This is a genomic window from Annamia dubia NIES-4383, assembly GCF_055394725.1.
Genome location: NZ_AP025630.1, coordinates 2,807,077 through 2,825,772, shown reverse-complemented (window position 1 = coordinate 2,825,772; position 18,696 = coordinate 2,807,077). Strand labels below are relative to the sequence as shown.

Below are 18,696 nucleotides of genomic sequence, written 5' to 3'. Positions count from 1 at the left end.
TTTAATATCCTATTATTAACAAATAAATTAAAATTTAATTATTTTTCAATTTAGCACAAAATAAACACAAAATGTTAAGAACCGCTTTAATTTATCATTTTCCTTCAATTGCCGATCAATTTGAGCCTCATTTTGATTGGTTGATTGAATTAAAACCCCAATCTAATCCTAATCAAAAAAATATCATGACATGGAGACTTTTGCAAAGAATTGATTTATTAAATCAAGGGGAACAATGTCAAGGCTTATTAATTAATCCTCATCGTGCCTATTATTTAGAATTAAATCAAACTCAATTATTATCAGAAAATAGAGGTATTGTTAAACCAATTATAACAGGTAAAATTATTATGATCAAACAAAATGATCAAGAAATTAATTTAAAAATTAACTGGTTAAACAGCGAACAATTATTAAACATTAATTTACTTAATCAAGTGATTATTTGTCATTCAAAAATTGATAATTAAAGAATTTTAGCACTTTTTTTTATTAATTAATTTGTGACACCATCAATTATAAAAAAATAGATAATTACTAATAAAAATTAGTTCAATTGATTGACTTTATCTTGACCTTAAAATTAATTTCAAACCCAGTCAATATTTTGAGGGTAAAATGTGAGTAATTAACCCACTTTGACCCCCCCAGTTTAAAGGGATAGTCTCAAAAAATGACAACTAAAATAAATCATTTTTTAAGCGATAAATAATCGTATTACTATCAATCTGATCAAGAATTTCTTTAATTACAATACTAGCCCCTAAATCCCCCCAAGTACAACCTTTTTCTAAATATTCTTGAGTAATTTTGCCCACTAAATAAGCCCCATATCCAGCTAAAACTGCTTGACTTAAAATCGTACTTCCATAAGTAGTTAAAGCCGTTGGATTTTCAAACATTCCTATCATGCCTGAAGCGGTTTTCATCATCCCTAAAATTAAACTCCCAAAAATTTCTCCTATTAATAAACTACCCGAACTAATTAAGATTTTTTGCCATAATTTTCCCGCTTCATAACTGGTAATAGGAAGGCCGTATAATTGAGCTAAAGATCTAATTAAATTCAAATCAGCAAACATTCCACCAATTAGATCTAAAATTGCAATAGGATTAATTGCTACGATTAAAGCCTTATATTTAGCATAACGCCAAATTAATTCTTCTGCTTCAGTTTGACGCAATTTAATCGTAGTTTGCGCTATATTTTCTTGGGCTTTTTTCCCTTGAAAAAGCGCATTTAAAGCCAATAAAGATCGCCCCTCCCTCGTCAAAATTGTTAACAATAATTCCCTTAATTCACTAATATTAGGCTCAGGATTTTCAAAAGTTTGAGTTACCCTACCATCTTCCCATTCAATGCGCATGGGGAAAGCTTGAGGAGCGGCGGAAATTCTAACAATTTCTTGAGCAGAAACAGTTAAAGGAAACCCTTTTTGATTGAATTTTAAATGCAATTCTTGTAGATGGTGATAAATCTTTTTAACATCGGTATCAGGATAAAGATCAATCTTATTAAAAACTAAAATTAAAGGTTTATGATTTTGTTGTAATTGATAGATTGCATCGTATTCAGTGCGGGTTAAATCACCGGAAATAATAAACAAAATTAAATCAACTTGTTGCGCTATCTCTTGCGCCATTTGTGTTCTAATTTCTCCCTCAATTTCATCTAACCCCGGTGTATCTATTAACTCAATTTGTAGTTGACTATGGGGAATTTGCCAACGCACCGATCGAGGATATTTTGTAATACCATGAATCGCCCCAGTTTCTAAAATATTTTGTCCAATTAAAGCATTAATAACCGCCGATTTACCTTTACTAACTAAGCCAAAAGTAGCAATTTTGATCACATTTTGATCTAACTTTTCTAAAGCAAATTTTAATATTTGTAAATCATTTTTGACGGCCGCTTGTAACTCAATATTAGGGGTATGTTTCCCATGTCTTTGAAAACGAGAATACCAAGAAATTGCCTGTTGAAGACTGGCACGAGCTAAGTTAAAATGAGTTTGTTCTGATTTCATAAATATTTTAATAATTTTGTTATATCATTATTATCAAATCAATCATAGGTAATAATAATGCTTGGCAATTTTTTACCCCATTATAACCCCCAATTAGTACAACCTCCTTATGATGGTTGGTGTTTAAATGGTAAAAATCCCCAGAAAATTAAAGAATTAATGCCAATTTGGGAAATTTTTTACCGTTATTATTTTCGAGTTACTAGCGATGGTTGGCAATATGTTGATCCAACTCAAAAATCCCTTTTAGTAGGCTCACATAACGGCGGATTAGCCTCTCCTGATATGGTGATGATGATCTATGACTGGTTTTCTCATTTTGGCTTAGATCATCCCGTTTACGGCTTAATGCACCCTCTGATCTGGGAAGTTTACCCTGAAATGGCAAGAATGGCGGTGGAAGTGGGCGCAGTGAAAGCACATCCTAAAATGGCCATGGCCGCTTTTCAAAACAATGCTAACGTCTTAGTCTATCCGGGGGGAGCGCAGGATGTTTTTAGACCCCATTCTGAGCGCAATAAGATTAATTTCGCAGGAAGAAAAGGATTTATTAAGTTAGCACTAAAAGAAAATGTGCCGATTACTCCGATTATTTCCTACGGTGCGCACGATACTTTAATTGTTTTAGCTGACTTTTATCCTCAGATTAAACAGTTATTAGAAACCTTTAATCTTCCTTGGATTATGAATAAAGATCCGATTGTTTTTCCCGTTTATTTAGGTTTACCTTGGGTGATCGGCATTGGGCCTTTATTTAATATTCCTTTACCTAGTAAAATTCATCTGAGGATTTGTCCTCCTATTGTCTTTGAAAAGTACGGCCGTCAAGCTTCTTGCGATCGCAATTATGTTAATTATTGTTACGATTTAGTTACTAATAAAATGCAAAAAGAATTAGATCAATTAGTTCAAGAATTTGAATAATTTAGTTATAAAATGCTAACTATCAGCAGTGTTTTTCTGCTGATCAATAATTATCAATTTATAAATCAGGTTGATTTTCCAAGGGAATAGACGGAATAGAGGGAGTAGAAGGAGGTTGAGGAGTAGAATTATTACTATTATTAGGAGTATTAGCCTCAGCATCTTCTATTAAATAAACAGATTCAACTTGATTATTACTTTGGGGGGTGGCCACAAAACGCCCTTCATCTATTAAATAGGTGATACTTTCGGCACGGATAGTATTCCCATTTTGTAAGACAAGAACATCCCCCGTCAAAATTAAACGCCGTTCCCTACTAAAATATTGAGCCTGGGCGGAAGTGGCTTGAATGCCCCTGACTGGGTAATAAAGCCTCACATTCCCCCTAGCCGTAACTACTCCGGTTTCTGAGTTTGCTTCTTGAATATCCGATAAAACCGTTAAAGGCTGGCCGTTACTTTGGGCTTCAACTTTTTGATTAAAAGAAGATAGCGCGATCGCTGTGGTTAACATTATCAGTAAAGTCAGAAAAATAGTTAATTTTTGTTGAAATTTATCGAAAAAATTAGTTAAATTAGTATATTTTTTTTTCATAAAAAGCACAATTTTAATGATTATTCGTTAATTGTTATTCGTTATTCATCACAACACTTTAACTAAAAAAAATAATTGATTTGCCACAAGTAATTTAGGATTGCTATAGTTAAAATATGGTTACGAATAAAGAATAACAATTAAGACTAACTTTAACAAAAAAAGTTTCTTTAATCAATTAATTTTAAATTATTAAACCTTAATAATGAAGGGTAACTGACAAGAAAAATCAACTTTTAGATCATCTAAATTATCCGTAGAAATCAAACCTAAATAATGAGCTAACAAAGCCACCTGATCAGGATTAATTTGTTGTAAAGTTGTCAAAAGTGCTAAACTTTCTTCAATTAAAAGCTCTAAATTAATGTTAAATTCAGTTGATTCATAATAACTTAAACGCTTAATTCCTTCACCTAATAAAATTACAGCACCTTGCCAATTAAGATTACTTAAATGATAACAAGCCACAGCAATTTGTAAAATACCCTGATAAAATTTTTTGTGTGACTCCGGCGCTTCTAGCCACACCGCTTCTAGGGTGTCATGACAAGCATAAAACTGACGTTGATTAAACTGTGCGACACCCTGCCAAAATTCGTGCGGTGGTTGATCGCTCATAATTAAGCCATACTTGCTTTTATTTCTTTAATGTAGTCCAGAGAAATTTCTTGCTCAGTTCCGGCAAAATCATTATTGGAAGGAAGAAACAACATACAATGACATTCCTGCCTTTCACGCATGGGAACACAAGGACAATTCCAGAAAGTATTTTTTACTTCTTCCTCTTTATCCTCATAATGACGACAGGGACATAAAGGAGAACCTAATTCTTCTTTGTGACGTGCTAGACCTTCGATCACTACGGCGGTGACGGAAAGATCGCTACAAAAGTAAGTTCCGGTACGTTTTGCATATTGTTCGGCAAAATTTTTCATTGCCTCAAGGGTTTTGTCTGATTCTTTAATTGACATTTTTATCAACTCAATTTTGATCTTAATTAATGGTTGCCATTGTATTATAAAGTTTTAAGATCAAAATAGTCAAATTACTTCACTAAATGCTTTTATGATTGGTCATACTCATTAAATTATTCAATGATCACTATAAGTATTTTAACTTAAAATAAGGCAAGATTGAGATTAATAATTATAATCTTATTAATTAAGAATTAATCATTGTCAACCCTCAACTGATAATTATTATTTATGTTAAAAAGTTTCTTAGATTTATTTTTGAAAGTTAATTGTCCCTTATGTGAACGTCCGGCCGAACAACAATTATGTATTTACTGTGAAAAACAGTTAAAACAATTAAGTTTTTCTAATGCAGAAAGTGGGTGGCATGGTGAACTTCCCACCTTGATCTGGGGCAATTATAATGGACTTTTAAAAAGAGCGATCGCCAATTTAAAATATGATGGAAAAGTTAATTTAGGAGAAATATTTGGTTATTGGCTAGGGGAAAAATGGTTAAATTCTGCCTTAAGTAAACAATATCAAAAATTAATAGTTGTTCCCATTCCTTTACATCAAGAAAAATTAAAATCAAGGGGTTTTAATCAATCAGAAATAATGGCTAAAAGTTTTTGTGATCTTACTAAGTTTACCTTAAAAGCCAATGGTTTAAAAAGAGTTAAAAATACTGCGGCCTTATTTGGTTTAAATGTGGAAGAAAGACAAAAAGAAATCAAAGATTCTTTAATTTTAGGCAAAGATTTTGAAAAAAAATTACCCACACAACCAATTTTATTATTAGATGATATTTATACCACAGGTACAACGGTTAAAGAAGCCAAAAAAGCCTTAGAAAAACATCATCTTAAGGTCATAGGAGTAATTGCTTTAGCCTCAAGTAAACATTAAATCAAATTTATGATCCTCTGCGCTAAAGCCACTTAAAATTTTTAATTCTAATCTGGTTTTTTACTTATTACTTATTATTTATTATTTATTACTTAAAATTAAGCTCGATGGCCGGTAATAATATAAGAAACTCTTTGAGCAATATTAGTAGCATGATCAGCCATTCTTTCTAAACTACGAATGACTAAAGCTAAAATAATAATCGGCTCAACCATGCCAATAATATTTTGTTGATGAGCCAATTGACGATAAACTCGATCGTAAGCCTCATCTACCGTATCATCCAAGCGTTTAACCCTTTCTCCTGAAGTTACATCAAATTCAGCCAAACCAACTAAACTTTCCGCTAACATAATTTGAGCATGGGTGGACATTTCTTCAATTTCACCCATACACTGATGGGGAGTATAGGAAAATAAAGTGATCGCCATTTCCGATAGATCTTGAGCATAATCTCCAATGCGCTCTAAGTCACGAACTAACTGCATAAAAGCACTTAAAATGCGAATATCTTGAGCTACGGGTGAATGGAGAGTAATAAACATCGTACAATCGTTCTCAATTTGACGATAATATTGATCTATTTGCCGATCTAAAGGGCTAATTTTTTTGATAACTTCTAAATTACGAGCAAATAAAGATTGATGACTCAGACGGAAAGACTCCTCTACTAATGTTCCCATGCGTAGGACATCTTGTTCTAGGCGTTGTAAACAGCGCTCAAAGTGAGAACGTTTAGAATTAGGTTTTTCTATAATCACTGCTATAAAATTAAAATGTAAAAAAGATTCTATTTTAGTTATATTTCAGTAATAGCAGAAAAAAATTAACAATACTTTAAGTTTTGAGAAATTAGCATTTAATATTAAAATTCAGCCAAGATCCTATTTTGTAATTTTCTCATCCCAATTTTTAAATCTATGGAAACAGAACGCATCCCAGTGGGCATTATTGGTGCTTCCGGCTATGGTGGAGTACAATTGGTTAAATTATTAAGCGAACATCCCAAGGTCGAAATTACCTATCTTGGAGGTGATAGTAGTGCTGGTCAGGATTATAAGGTTTTATATCCCCATTTACAATCGGTCAATTTAACCATTGAAAAAATAGATCTAGAGGTGATCGCTTCCCGTTGTCAAGTGGTATTTTTAGCCTTACCCAATGGCTTGGCTTGTGATCTTGCTCCCCGTCTTTTAGAAAAGGGCTGTAAAGTGCTTGATTTATCTGCTGACTACCGTTTTACTAATTTAGATGTTTATACTCAATGGTATCAGAAACAGCGCACCGATCTCCAATTAGCTTCCACGGCTGTGTATGGTTTACCTGAATTATACCGTCAAAAAATCCAAGAATCTAATTTAATTGGTTGTGCCGGATGTTATTGTACGGCCAGTTTATTAGCACTTGCGCCTTTAATGAAACAAGGTTTAATCATACCTGAAACGGCGATCATTGATGCTAAGTCAGGCACATCGGGCGGAGGCCGACAAGCTAAAATTAATTTATTATTAGCCGAGGCCGATAGTTCTATTTGTGCCTATGGAGTGGCTTCCCACCGTCATACACCCGAGATCGAACAAGTTTGTAGTGATCTAGCCGGAAGTGAAGTTTTAGTGCAGTTTACCCCCCATTTAATGCCAATGGTAAGGGGTATTTTAGCTACTGTTTATGCCACCCTAAGGGATCCGGGCTTAGTGAGGGAAGATTTAATTACCATTTATAATGCTTTTTATCGTTCTTCTCCCTTTGTCAAAATATTACCCGGTGGAGTTTATCCCCAAAGTAAATGGGCTTGTGGGACGAATCTTTGTTATATTGGCATTGAAGTGGATCCCCGTACCGATCGAGTGATTGTAATGTCAGCGATCGATAACTTAATCAAAGGCCAATCAGGTCAGGCCGTACAATGTTTAAATATTATGATGGGATGGGAGGAAACTTTAGGACTACCTCAATTAAGTTTTTATCCGTAAAATTAGATTTTTAAATACCATTGTAGGGGTTAACGGGTGTTGACCCCTACTAAATAAATTAATATTCAATAAATTTAAGATCAATATAATCAGGATAAACAATTACTTGGATCAAAGGATCACCATAAAGAATAGCCTCACTTTCAACAGGGCTAAAAATTTGATCATTTAAGGTTCTTTCTAAAGAAGCCCGATTATTAGTATTATCATATAATTGATCCCATTCATCTTGCCAGTCTTGAATACCATAGACATGAAAATTAGCCCGATCTTGACGTATAATTGCCCCAATCGTCCACAGTCTTACACCTTCAGTATTATAATGATCGGCTTGACTTAAACGGGCTGTATAATGTTCAATTAGTTGAGCATTAACAGAAGTAGCAACGGCAGAAGATAATAATAAAATTAAACTTGTTAACCAGAAAGTTTTTTTAGTTAATAATTGAAATAGGTTTTTCATAATACCTCCTCAACAATTGAATCACAATTGTTCAAATTAAGGCTTAAAACTTTTCCTTATCTTTATTATAACTTAGATTAAATTATTATTGGATTTTAAAAGTGGAGGTTTTAACAAATCCCCGACTTTTGTTATCCTAATATTAGTTTGTAGTGCCATATAAGCTTAAAATGTTGACTAATAGAAGTTAATAAAGATAAAATCCATTATCATTAAATTTTTGTTAATTATTTTATTTGCTACTCATTTCTTATTACTTATATCATGACCTTTTCTTCTGTAATTCGTAATCTTTCCCGTTCACCTTTAACTAATGAACTGTTAATAAAATTAAATAAACAGAAAAAACTCTATTTAAACGGTATTGCTAGACTGCCAAAAGGCCTCGTTTCTTCTAGTTTAGCTCAATCTCAATCACAAAATTTATTAGTTATCTGTGCCACCATTGAAGAAGCAGGACGTTGGGCGGCTCAATTAGAGATGATGGGCTGGAAACAGGTTTTTTTCTATCCCACTAGCGAATCATCGCCCTACGAGTCTTATAACCCTGAATCAGAGATGATTTGGGGACAGATGCAGACCATTTCAGTTATCAGTAATCAGTTACCAGTGACCAGTAGTACAGGCATCCTGCCTGTTACCGATCAAAAAACTAACACAGGCAAGATGCCTGTACCACAGGAAAATAATAACTCCCCCCTTTCTAAGGGGGGTAGGGGGGGATCATTGGCGATCGTCACAACTCAGAAAGCTCTACAACCCCATTTACCGCCCCCTGAAATTTTCCAAAAACAGTGTTTAACTATTAGTTTAAACATGAGTTTAAAGTCTAAAGAATTAGATCAAAAATTGGCTATGTTAGGCTATGAAAGAGTTAATTTAGTGGAAGTAGAAGGCCAGTGGAGTAGAAGGGGTGATATTGTTGATATATTTCCCGTTTCGGCGGAACTTCCGGTGCGCTTAGAATGGTTTGGTGATGAGTTAGAAAAGTTAAGGGAATTTGACCCTGCAACTCAACGATCTTTAGATAATATTCCTAGTTTAACCTTAACCCCTACTAGCTTTTCTAATCTGATTTTAGAAGGGTTAAAACAGGCTAATCAATTAGATTTAGTCACCTCAGATAGTAAAAATATAGAAGATATTTTAGATCATCAAAAACAAGGTATTTATAGATTTTTAGGAGTAGCATTTAATCAAGTCGCTTCAATTTTAGATTATTTACCAGACCATACTTTAATTGCCATTGATGAAGTAGAACAATGTGCCTCCCATAGTAATTTATGGGTAGAATATGCGCAGGAACAATGGCAAAATTTAAACCAAGAAATTAAACCAAAATTAAAAGCAGATTTACCTAAATTACATTACTTATTTAGTGAAAGTTTAAGCCTAATTCATGAAAATTTTACCCCGATCTTTTTATCAGAAATTGTGGAAGAAAATGAAAATAAAAGTGAATCAATTAATCTTTCTAGTCGCTCTTTACCTACTACCCCCCATCAATTTGCAAAATTAGCTGAAATCTTAAGAGGTAAACGGGAAATTTACAACGGCATGACCTTAGAAAAGTATCAAATTTGGTTAATTTCTGCCCAACCTTCTCGCTCAGTTTCCTTACTTCAAGAACATGATTGTGCGGCTCAATTTATCCCCAATCCTAAAGATTTTACCGCCATTGAACGCTTACATATTCAAAGCACGGCCGTAGCTTTAAAATATTCTGGTTTAGCGGAATTAGAAGGCTTTATTTTACCCACTTATCGAATTGTAATTGTTACCGATCGAGAGTTTTTTGGCCAACATACTTTAGCCACTCCCACCTACGTCAGAAAGCGCAGTCGTGCCGCTTCTAAACAGGTTGATTTAGATAAGTTAAGACCGGGTGATTATGTGGTACATAAAAGTCATGGCGTGGGTAAATTTTTAAAATTAGAACCATTAGAAAATCGGGAATATTTAGTAATAAAATATGAAGATGGTTTATTAAGAATTCCGGCCGATTCTGTGGAAACTTTATCTCGTTATCGTCACACCGAAAATAAACCACCAACCTTAAATAAAATGACTGGTCAAGTGTGGAAAAATGCGAAAAATAAAGTTAGAAAAACTATCAAAAAATTAGCAGTTGATTTAATCAATTTATATGCTAAAAGAGCTAAAGAAATTGGTTATTCTTACCCGCCAGATACCCCTTGGCAGTTAGAATTAGAAGATTCTTTTCCCTATCAAGCGACTCCAGATCAATTAAAGGCTGTACAGGACGTAAAAAGGGATATGGAAAATGAACGACCAATGGATCGTTTAGTCTGTGGTGATGTGGGTTTTGGTAAAACAGAAGTGGCAATTAGAGCTATTTTTAAAGCCGTTACTTCCGGTCATAAACAAGTAGTATTTCTTGCCCCCACAACTATCTTAACTCAGCAACATTATCACACTTTAAAAGAGCGTTTTGCACCCTATCCCATCAATATTGGTTTATTAAATCGTTTTCGTACCCAGTCGGAACAAAAAGATATTTTAAAACGCCTACAAACGGGAGAATTAGATATAGTAGTTGGCACTCAACAACTATTAGGAAAAGAGGTCAAATTTAAGGACTTGGGCTTATTAGTAATAGATGAAGAACAACGCTTTGGTGTTAATCAAAAAGAAAAGATTAAAAGTTTTAAAACTCATGTTGATGTTTTGACTCTTTCAGCAACACCAATTCCCCGCACTTTATATATGTCTTTATCTGGCATTCGTGAGATGAGTTTAATTACCACTCCCCCCCCGTCAAGAAGGCCGATTAAAACTTACCTATCTCCCTATAATTTAGAAGTAATTAGAACGGCAATTCGTAACGAATTAGATCGGGGAGGGCAGGTGTTTTATATCGTGCCAAGAATTGAAGGAATTGAAAAAATTTGTGAAAATTTGCGCAATATGATCCCCAGTGCCAGAATAGCGGTCGCTCATGGGCAAATGGCGGAATCTGAGTTAGAGGCTACCATGTTAGCCTTTAATAATGGTGAGGCTGATCTCTTAATTTGTACTACTATTGTAGAATCAGGTTTAGATATTCCGAGGGTAAATACGATTATTATAGAGGATTCTCATAAATTCGGTTTAGCTCAACTGTATCAATTAAGAGGACGGGTAGGGCGATCGGGTATTCAGGCTCATGCTTGGTTGTTATATCCTAGTAAGGGAGAATTATCTGAGTTAGCGAATAAAAGATTAAGAGCTATTCAAGAGTTTAGTCAGTTAGGATCGGGTTATCAATTAGCCACAAGGGACATGGAAATCAGAGGAGTTGGTAATTTATTAGGAGCGCAACAGTCAGGACAAATGATGACAATTGGATTTGAATTGTATATGGAAATGTTACAAGAGGCAATTCAAGAAATACAAGGGCAAGAAATTCCCAAAGTAGATGAAACGAAAATTGATTTAAAATTAACTGCGTTTATTCCGAATACTTATATTAATGATCCTGAGCAAAAAATGGACGCTTATCGCCTAATTGCTAATGCTAATTCCGTGAAAGAATTGAAACAAATTGAGGAAGAATGGTGCGATCGTTATGGAAAATTACCCCAACCTGTGGAACAATTATTTAAAATAGTTGAATTAAAACAATTAGCAAAATCTCTCGGTTTTTCTCGTATTAAACCCGATGGAAGTCAACATATTTCCTTAGAAACTCCAATGGAAGAACCCGCTTTTAAATTGTTAAAAGAAAACCTACCAGATCATATTAAAAATCGTTTTGTTTATGTCAAGAAAAAAGTGACAGTTAAGGGTTTAGGAGTCTTAAAACCAATCAAACAATTAGAAAATTTAATTGAATGGTTAGGCAAAATGCAAGGAGCTTTACCCCAAAATTAATCATCAATCTAATTGATTTTAAATTTGATGAAAAGCCCCTAATTACTAAATAAATTTTAATAATAATTCCTCATAAGCCGAAACGTCACGAGTGCCATAAAATTCCTCTTGATGACGTTTAAAACTTCCTTCTTTCATTAATTTTAATTCTGCCTCATTATTTAACAATAAATCTAACTTTTCTAAACATTCTTGTTCATCTTTAAAATAATGTGCCTGATCGGCGGCCACCCATTTATTAAAAGCATTATCATGTGCTAAAACCGCCGATTGACAAGCTAAAGCCTCCACTAACGAGGGATTAGTTCCCCCTACAGAATGACCATGAATGTATAATTGACAATAAAATCTTAAGGCATTTGTAACTTCCGGTTCATACACAGCCCCAATAAATAAAACTTCATCACTAGCAGTTTCCATGACCTTTTGATGATAGGGATTTTCGTTAGGTTTATAATTACCTAAAATCACTAATTTAACATTTCTTTTCTTACTAGAAAAAGCTGAAACTATCTCCAAAATATTATTTTCTGGTTCAGGTCTAGCAATAATAATTGCATATTGATTAGGCTTTAAATTATAACGTTCTAATAAACTAAGATCCGCATTTTCAACTAATTCTGCACCGTAGGGAATAACTGTTATTTTATCAGCCTTAACTCTAGTAGTTAAATGATTTTGAATTTCAGGATGATCAGCTATTAAATGATTACCCAACCAACTGCCACACCATTCATTAAGATATAACCATATTTTTTGGGGTAATTTCCATTTTTGTCTGCGCCATTCAATGCCATCCATATTAATAATATTAATTAAATTTTTAAGGCGATATTGTAAACAAAAAATAGCCGTATTATAACCAAGGGTAAGAATTAAATTTTGCTCTTTATTTTGACTAATTTCTTGAGCCGCATGGGAAACGGATTTCCAATCAAAGAAAATAGAGGATAACGCACCATAATCCGGGGCAGGAATATGAACTAGGCGTATATCCTCATAAGCAGACTCATAAATTTTAGGGGTGTCACTATCTTGACAATAAACTGTTACTGACCAATTTTTTTGCGTTAAATAAAGAGCAAGTCTTTGAGCAAAAGTTTCAAAACCACCGTATTTTGAAGGGATACCTCGACAACCGAGAATTGATAATTTTGGTTTTTTTCCGTTAATCATAACAGTTTTTAATTCGATTTGTTTCGATCGTTAACTGTTATTAACAAGCACCTTTACGAGCTACAACAACAGCAACGGTTTTCAAAATTAATTTTACATCATAAAGTAAAGTCCATTTTTTTTGATAAGCTAAATCCATTTTTACAATTTCTTCAAAGTCTAACACTGTAGAACGTCCGTTGGCCTGCCATTCGCCAGTAATACCGGGTTTAACTCTTAATCTGGCTTTGTGATGGGGTTTGTATTGCACAACTTCATCAACCGTAGGAGGGCGAGTACCAACTAAACTCATATCACCTTTTAACACATTCCAAAATTGAGGAAATTCATCTAAACTGGTTTTGCGTAAGAATTTACCTAATTTGGTAATGCGAGGATCGTTTTCATTTTTGAAGATTAAACCACTAGCTTCATTTTTAACGAATTTTTTGAATTTGTGGGCATCTTTAACCATAGATCTGAACTTCCAAATGCGGAAAGTTTTACCATTTAAACCACAACGAATCTGACTAAAAAATAACGGGCCAGGATCCATAATTTTCATAGCGATAAAAATGGGAATAGCCACAAAACCAGTAATCACTAATCCAACTAATGCTCCCATAATGTCTAAAAAGCGTTTACCTTTGCTAGAGATAGAAGGATGAGACTGCTGTGCTATTTTTTCCTGATTGGGTTGCGTGATGTTGGTAGACTCAACACAAGTATCTGTGAAAGCAAAACCAATCCGATTGTTAAGATTAAGTATTTCTAATGCCTGAGTTTGGAAGTTCATAATGATTTACCCCGAATACTTTTTTTATTTCTGTACTTCACACAATAAGAAACAATTATGAAATTTCCGTGTAGTTTCAAAAATTTTTTGTATTTTCTTAAATCGCCAATTGTGGAGAAATTGTGTAAACCTTAAAGAGCTTCTCTATCAATACTTTAAGCCTGTTATTACACATTTTGTCTGTTTGTGCTATAGATTAATTTAACCCTGTTTCAATTTTAAATCAAATAACAAACTTAACTGTTTAGTTATATACTTATAAGAAAATTATCACGATTTAAGTAATTTTAATCACAAAAATGTAAAATATTGATTAAAATAACAGACAAACTGAAAAAAGTGAAATTTTTTCTTTAAAAAAATATTATTTTAATTTTGTTGAATAAAAATGATCATGAAAAAAATCAATTATCCAGTAATAACTTTAGGAATGATGTTAATTTTAACATCAAAACCTTATGGTGTTATGGCAAATATTCCTACTTTTTCAGATTCAGAAGATACGGAACAATTAAACAATATGAATCTTGATCTTCCTATCAATAATGCTCCTGTTGATTCTAATAATTTAGAAATTAACAATTCTTCAAATCTCCAAATTCAAAATTACAATTTAATTACTGGATTAGCTTTATCTCCGGGGGATTTAATTAAAATAACTATTCCAGGGATCGGAGGTGAGCTATTTACTGGAGATTATGAAGTTAACCTTTATGGTTATTTAGAAATACCATTTATTGACCCTTTATATGTAGTAGGTTTAGATGCTCAACAAATTAAAAATCAACTAACAACAATTCTATTAGAAAAACAATTTTTTAAACCAGAATTATTTAAAATTAGTGTACAAGTTTTGCAATTTTCGCCCATTCAAGTAACAGTAACAGGTGAAGTTTTTAGCCCAGGCCGAATTACTATTAATCAACAAACTCAAACTACAACTATTTACGGAGATCCTGCTATTCCAGGGGATAATCCTTTACAAAGATATTTAACAATAGCTTTAAAAAATGTAGGAGGAATTAAACCCACAGCCGATCTTGAAAAAATCCAAATTATTAGAAATGGACAACCTTATAAAACTGTTGATTTAACTGGTTTATTTACGGGAAAACAGATCGAAGATATACCTTTAATAGCAGGAGATTATATTATTGTACCCTCAAGCAATAATTTTCAAAATCAATTAGTGCGTCCTTCTCCTATTACTCCTGATCAAGTTCCCCTTTATATTTCCAATTTAACAGATCCTGGTAGTGGTAGGTCGGTGAGTATTTCAGCACAAACTCAAAACACAAGTTTTGAATATGGTACGAGATTTTCCCAAGCCTTAATTTCAGCCCAGTGTGTAGGGGGTAATTTTCGTAATGAAAATAGAAAGGTTTTATTAATCCGAACGAACTTAGAAACAGGAGAATCGAAAGCTTCTCAATATTCGATTGAACAAATTTTTAAACAACCATCTTCTGAAGTCAATCCTGATGAAATTAATCCTTTTCTGATGCCAAAGGATAGTATTGTTTGTTATGATTCAGAGTTAGTTAATACCGAAACCTTATTTAATTTAATTGGCTCTTTTCTCAGTCCTTTTACTACAATTTTTAGCATATTTAATTGATGATTAATTAAGTCATTGATTATTCATTAATCATTATGTTCTACTTAATACTTTATTCATATCTTTTATTTTTTACTTAACTTTATGATGACCAATTCTGATAACAAAATTACAAATTTATCACAATCTAAGTCGTCTAAATATCAAAAAATACCTTCATTGTTTGGTTATTTTATTGTTGGTATTCTTGGTAATAGTTTAGTTTGGACGGCGGCGATCGCTTATCTTAAATATACACCCAAAGTTTATAGCTGTGAATGGAGTGTTACCATTATGGAACAAAGTAATAACTCTCCTAATGTTAGTATTCCGGGAGTAGGACAAGCTTCAGAAGCGGAAATTGCTCAACCAAATTATAAAGGTGATCCACGTTTTGACTATCTTTATTTATTTACTCGTCCTAATATTATTGAAGCGGCGGCCAAAAAACTTAATATTTCAGTTAAAGAATTTGGTGAACCCTTTGTGGAACTACCAGAAGATAGTGCTTTAATGTTATTTACAATTAAAGGATCAACTCCTCAATTAGCACAGAAAAAATCTCAAGTTTTATATGAAATTATTAGTCAACATATTAATAATTTAAGAAAAAAAGAAATTGAACGTAAAGAACAACAAACAACTAATGAATTAAAAACAGTTAGAGAAAAATTTGAAGAAGCACAAAAAAAATTGGCTAATTATCAAGCAACTACTATTTTTAAATCAGATGAACAATTAACAGGATTATCTAGTAATATTGAATCATTACGGATGAAAAAATTAGATTTAGCTTCACAGGAAGAAGCTTTAAATCAAAAAATTTTACAATTATCAAAAGATGTAGAAATTCCGCAAAATAATGTAGATACTTATGCCTTACAAGCGGATAAAGTTTATCAGGAATATTTTAATAAATATGGTGTAGTTAGTAGTAAATTTACCGAATTATCTTCCCAATTGGGTTATCAACATCCTGCCGTTTTAGATGCCAAAAGTGAATTAGATCAAACAGTAGCCGTCCTAAAACAAAGAGCTTCTTTAATTTTAGATAGACAAATTAGTTTACAAGAATTAATTAGTTTATCTACTGCTTATTTAGATCCTCAAACTGGAATTATTAGGGGTCAATTTTTTCAAGATTTAGTTAATACTAAAGCCGAACAAAAAGCGATTATTGCTCAAAAAGAAGAGTTAGAAAGACAAATTAATGAATTAGAAAATCGCCTGAAAATTATGGTAGAAGAACAAAGAGTAGTTAATCAGCTTAAAGTTGACGTAGAATTAACAAAAGCTCTTTTAACATCAACTTCAGCCAAATTAGAATTGGGTACGGCAGAAAATGTTTATGTGTTCTATCCCCCATTTGAATTAATTGTACCGCCTAGTCTTCCCGATCCGGAAAAACCCACCGCACCCATTAAAAAAGTAGGTTTTGCGGGAGGTTTAGCAGGTTCATTTTTAATAACTACTGGCCTAATCTTACTGTGGTGGGAAAAAAACAATTATGAAAAGGTTTCTAATACTTACGAACAACTATCTATCTTTGAGGAGATGGATTAGATTTTTTGAGAAAATTAATAGAAAATCCGGTTTTAGATACACTCTTTAAATTTCATAAAACAGATAATTTTATAAGTTGATTTTCCAACCGAATTTCGTATTACTATTAATGCCGTTGAGTTTGATAAATCATAATGGGGCGATCGATCCCTTTAAAACGCCCCTCCCCAATGGGTAAAAAATGCTCTTTATGGGTTAAACGCTGATAGGTAGCATCGCTGATAATACATTCTCCGGGGGCGCAAACTGATTCCATCCGTGACGCAAGGTTAACTGTCGCTCCTAATACGGTATAATCTACCCTTTGAGAACTTCCCACATCTCCCACAACCGCCTTACCGCTATTAATCGCAATTCTTAATTGTAGCGGTTCTTCCCATAATTTTTGTTCGTTTAATTGATCTAAACGGGCTAACATCCCTAAGGCCGCCTGTGCCGCGCGATCGGCATGATCGGGTTGAGCTTCGGGCGCTCCAAAAAAGGCCATGATACAATCACCGATATATTTATCTAAGGTACCACCAGCATCAAAAACTGATTTAATCATTTCTTCAAATAAACAGTTTAATAAATGGGCTATTTCTTGGGGTGATAATTTTTCTGAAAGGGCGGTAAAACCCACAATATCGGCAAATACAATGCTAATATCCCTTTCTACGGGGATAATACGCCCATTATCTAATACCCCTTGAGCGATTAAATGTTGTACTACCGTTGGAGAGTGGTATCTTTCTAATTTATGGCGGATATTGGCCTCATCCTGTAATTTATTACTTAAGAGCCATCTTTGCACACTGGAAGCCACTAAATTAGCTAAAGTGGAGAAAAAACTTAAATCATCATCATCAAGGGGATCGGAATGTTGTAAACGTAAACGAGCATCGGCATATAATACCCCTACCACATTATTTTGATCCCATAAAGGCACGGCTAAAGCACCCCTGATCCCCTGCATTAAAATACTATCTTCTTTGCCAAAATCCGCATCAGTTTGCGCGTCTACTAATTTTATAGAGACTTTTTCATCAAATACTTTTTGACAAATACTTTGACTGATCCAACTTATATCTTTAACTTCGGGGATACTATGGGGAGAAGTTTTAGATCCTGCATTAATTAATTTTAATTTACCATTTTCCTCCACATCTACTAATAAAGCTAATCTTTCAATACTTTTTAACTCTTGAAAAACTACTTTTTGTACTTGGGAAAAAATCGCTTCGATCGACTCGGCCGAGTTTAAACCTTTGGCTATTTCTACTAAATATTGAAGGCGAAAAATGGCTGTTTGATGGGTAGTTAAGGGATCACTAATATCATTAGCTTGGATCCATTGTTGTTGTAATTCTTCCGCATTTCTTAAGATGGTTTTACCCTCTTTCATTGTACCTAAAGAAGTCATTTTGGCCGTGATCGGGATATTTAAGATCACCGCCATGAAGGTATTACCGATCTGGATCACATCGCCATTGCGCAAACTTTGAGGTGATTTAATTTGAAATTGATTTAAAATTGTGCCATTGGTACTTTGTAGATCTTCAACGATCCATTGTTCAGCCTCATTTTTGATTAAACGAGCATGATGACGGGAGACTTCAGAAAAGGGCAGACAAAGATCGCACTCTGGAAGACGACCAATAATAAATTCAGGTTTCGTAACATTGATGATCCGATTAGAATTGTCATTTTCTTCGAGATGAAGTCTTAATTTTAACTCGCTCATGAACGCTTAATCTCAATTAAATAAATGTTTTTCAACAAAGGATAATAATAAAATTACTAACTTAATTATAAAAGTGAATAGCTTAATTGTTGTGATCTAAGTGGTCAAGATTTGATCTTAATCATTTCAAGATTAGCTTTTT

At 33.4% G+C, this 18,696-nt stretch carries 16 protein-coding genes; 7 read left to right on the top strand and 9 right to left on the bottom strand.

Going from position 1 to position 18,696, the window contains the following annotated elements; genetic code table 11:
* Window positions 1-71: 71 nt before the first annotated feature.
* Window positions 72-470 (top strand): hypothetical protein, encoded by a 399-nt coding sequence (locus tag Anndu_RS12705; RefSeq protein WP_464101556.1) that lies wholly within the window; start codon window positions 72-74, stop codon window positions 468-470.
* 210 nt (window positions 471-680) lie between these two features.
* On the opposite strand, the gene Anndu_RS12700 is transcribed toward Anndu_RS12705, so the two are convergent.
* A complete protein-coding gene (locus tag Anndu_RS12700; RefSeq protein WP_464101555.1) occupies window positions 681-2,030 on the bottom strand; it encodes a GTP-binding protein in 1,350 nt (449 codons plus the stop codon).
* Between the two features lie 57 nt (window positions 2,031-2,087).
* Here Anndu_RS12700 and Anndu_RS12695 point away from each other — a divergent pair, with 57 nt between their 5' ends.
* Window positions 2,088-2,954, top strand: a complete 867-nt coding sequence (locus Anndu_RS12695) for a lysophospholipid acyltransferase family protein (protein WP_464101554.1) — start codon at window positions 2,088-2,090, stop codon at window positions 2,952-2,954.
* Window positions 2,955-3,012: 58 nt separating this feature from the next.
* On the opposite strand, the gene Anndu_RS12690 is transcribed toward Anndu_RS12695, so the two are convergent.
* The 3 genes from Anndu_RS12690 to Anndu_RS12680 all read right to left on the bottom strand — a co-directional run bounded on the left by Anndu_RS12690 (window position 3,013) and on the right by Anndu_RS12680 (window position 4,520).
* Window positions 3,013-3,468, bottom strand: coding sequence for an LptA/OstA family protein (locus Anndu_RS12690; RefSeq protein WP_464104093.1), 456 nt, complete (start codon window positions 3,466-3,468; stop codon window positions 3,013-3,015).
* A gap of 273 nt (window positions 3,469-3,741) precedes the next feature.
* Window positions 3,742-4,167: a DUF309 domain-containing protein gene (locus tag Anndu_RS12685; RefSeq protein ID WP_464101553.1), complete on the bottom strand. Its 426-nt coding sequence runs from the start codon at window positions 4,165-4,167 to the stop codon at window positions 3,742-3,744.
* 2 nt (window positions 4,168-4,169) lie between these two features.
* Window positions 4,170-4,520 (bottom strand): ferredoxin-thioredoxin reductase catalytic domain-containing protein, encoded by a 351-nt coding sequence (locus Anndu_RS12680; RefSeq protein ID WP_464101552.1) that lies wholly within the window; start codon window positions 4,518-4,520, stop codon window positions 4,170-4,172.
* Window positions 4,521-4,754: 234 nt separating this feature from the next.
* Here Anndu_RS12680 and Anndu_RS12675 point away from each other — a divergent pair, with 234 nt between their 5' ends.
* Window positions 4,755-5,411 (top strand): ComF family protein, encoded by a 657-nt coding sequence (locus tag Anndu_RS12675; protein ID WP_464101551.1) that lies wholly within the window; start codon window positions 4,755-4,757, stop codon window positions 5,409-5,411.
* A 98-nt stretch (window positions 5,412-5,509) separates the two neighbouring features.
* Here Anndu_RS12675 and phoU read toward each other — a convergent pair whose 3' ends face one another.
* Window positions 5,510-6,094, bottom strand: a complete 585-nt coding sequence (gene phoU, locus Anndu_RS12670; protein WP_464104092.1) for a phosphate signaling complex protein PhoU — start codon at window positions 6,092-6,094, stop codon at window positions 5,510-5,512.
* Between the two features lie 237 nt (window positions 6,095-6,331).
* Here phoU and argC point away from each other — a divergent pair, with 237 nt between their 5' ends.
* Window positions 6,332-7,384 (top strand): N-acetyl-gamma-glutamyl-phosphate reductase, encoded by a 1,053-nt coding sequence (gene argC, locus Anndu_RS12665; protein ID WP_464101550.1) that lies wholly within the window; start codon window positions 6,332-6,334, stop codon window positions 7,382-7,384.
* A gap of 58 nt (window positions 7,385-7,442) precedes the next feature.
* On the opposite strand, the gene Anndu_RS12660 is transcribed toward argC, so the two are convergent.
* Window positions 7,443-7,847 (bottom strand): hypothetical protein, encoded by a 405-nt coding sequence (locus Anndu_RS12660; RefSeq protein WP_464101549.1) that lies wholly within the window; start codon window positions 7,845-7,847, stop codon window positions 7,443-7,445.
* A 264-nt stretch (window positions 7,848-8,111) separates the two neighbouring features.
* Here Anndu_RS12660 and mfd point away from each other — a divergent pair, with 264 nt between their 5' ends.
* Window positions 8,112-11,720: a transcription-repair coupling factor gene (gene mfd / locus Anndu_RS12655; protein WP_464101548.1), complete on the top strand. Its 3,609-nt coding sequence runs from the start codon at window positions 8,112-8,114 to the stop codon at window positions 11,718-11,720.
* 45 nt (window positions 11,721-11,765) lie between these two features.
* On the opposite strand, the gene Anndu_RS12650 is transcribed toward mfd, so the two are convergent.
* Window positions 11,766-12,896, bottom strand: coding sequence for a DUF1972 domain-containing protein (locus tag Anndu_RS12650; protein ID WP_464101547.1), 1,131 nt, complete (start codon window positions 12,894-12,896; stop codon window positions 11,766-11,768).
* A gap of 40 nt (window positions 12,897-12,936) precedes the next feature.
* Window positions 12,937-13,671, bottom strand: coding sequence for a sugar transferase (locus tag Anndu_RS12645; protein ID WP_464101546.1), 735 nt, complete (start codon window positions 13,669-13,671; stop codon window positions 12,937-12,939).
* 394 nt (window positions 13,672-14,065) lie between these two features.
* On the opposite strand from Anndu_RS12645, the gene Anndu_RS12640 reads away from it, so the two are divergent.
* Window positions 14,066-15,289, top strand: a complete 1,224-nt coding sequence (locus Anndu_RS12640) for a polysaccharide biosynthesis/export family protein (protein WP_464101545.1) — start codon at window positions 14,066-14,068, stop codon at window positions 15,287-15,289.
* Window positions 15,290-15,373: 84 nt separating this feature from the next.
* Entirely contained in the window at window positions 15,374-16,831 is a 1,458-nt protein-coding gene (locus Anndu_RS12635; RefSeq protein ID WP_464101544.1) for a GumC family protein, read from the top strand.
* A 106-nt stretch (window positions 16,832-16,937) separates the two neighbouring features.
* Here the strand turns inward: Anndu_RS12635 and Anndu_RS12630 are convergent, their stop codons facing one another.
* Window positions 16,938-18,554, bottom strand: coding sequence for an adenylate/guanylate cyclase domain-containing protein (locus Anndu_RS12630; RefSeq protein WP_464101543.1), 1,617 nt, complete (start codon window positions 18,552-18,554; stop codon window positions 16,938-16,940).
* Between the last annotated feature and the right edge of the window lie 142 nt (window positions 18,555-18,696).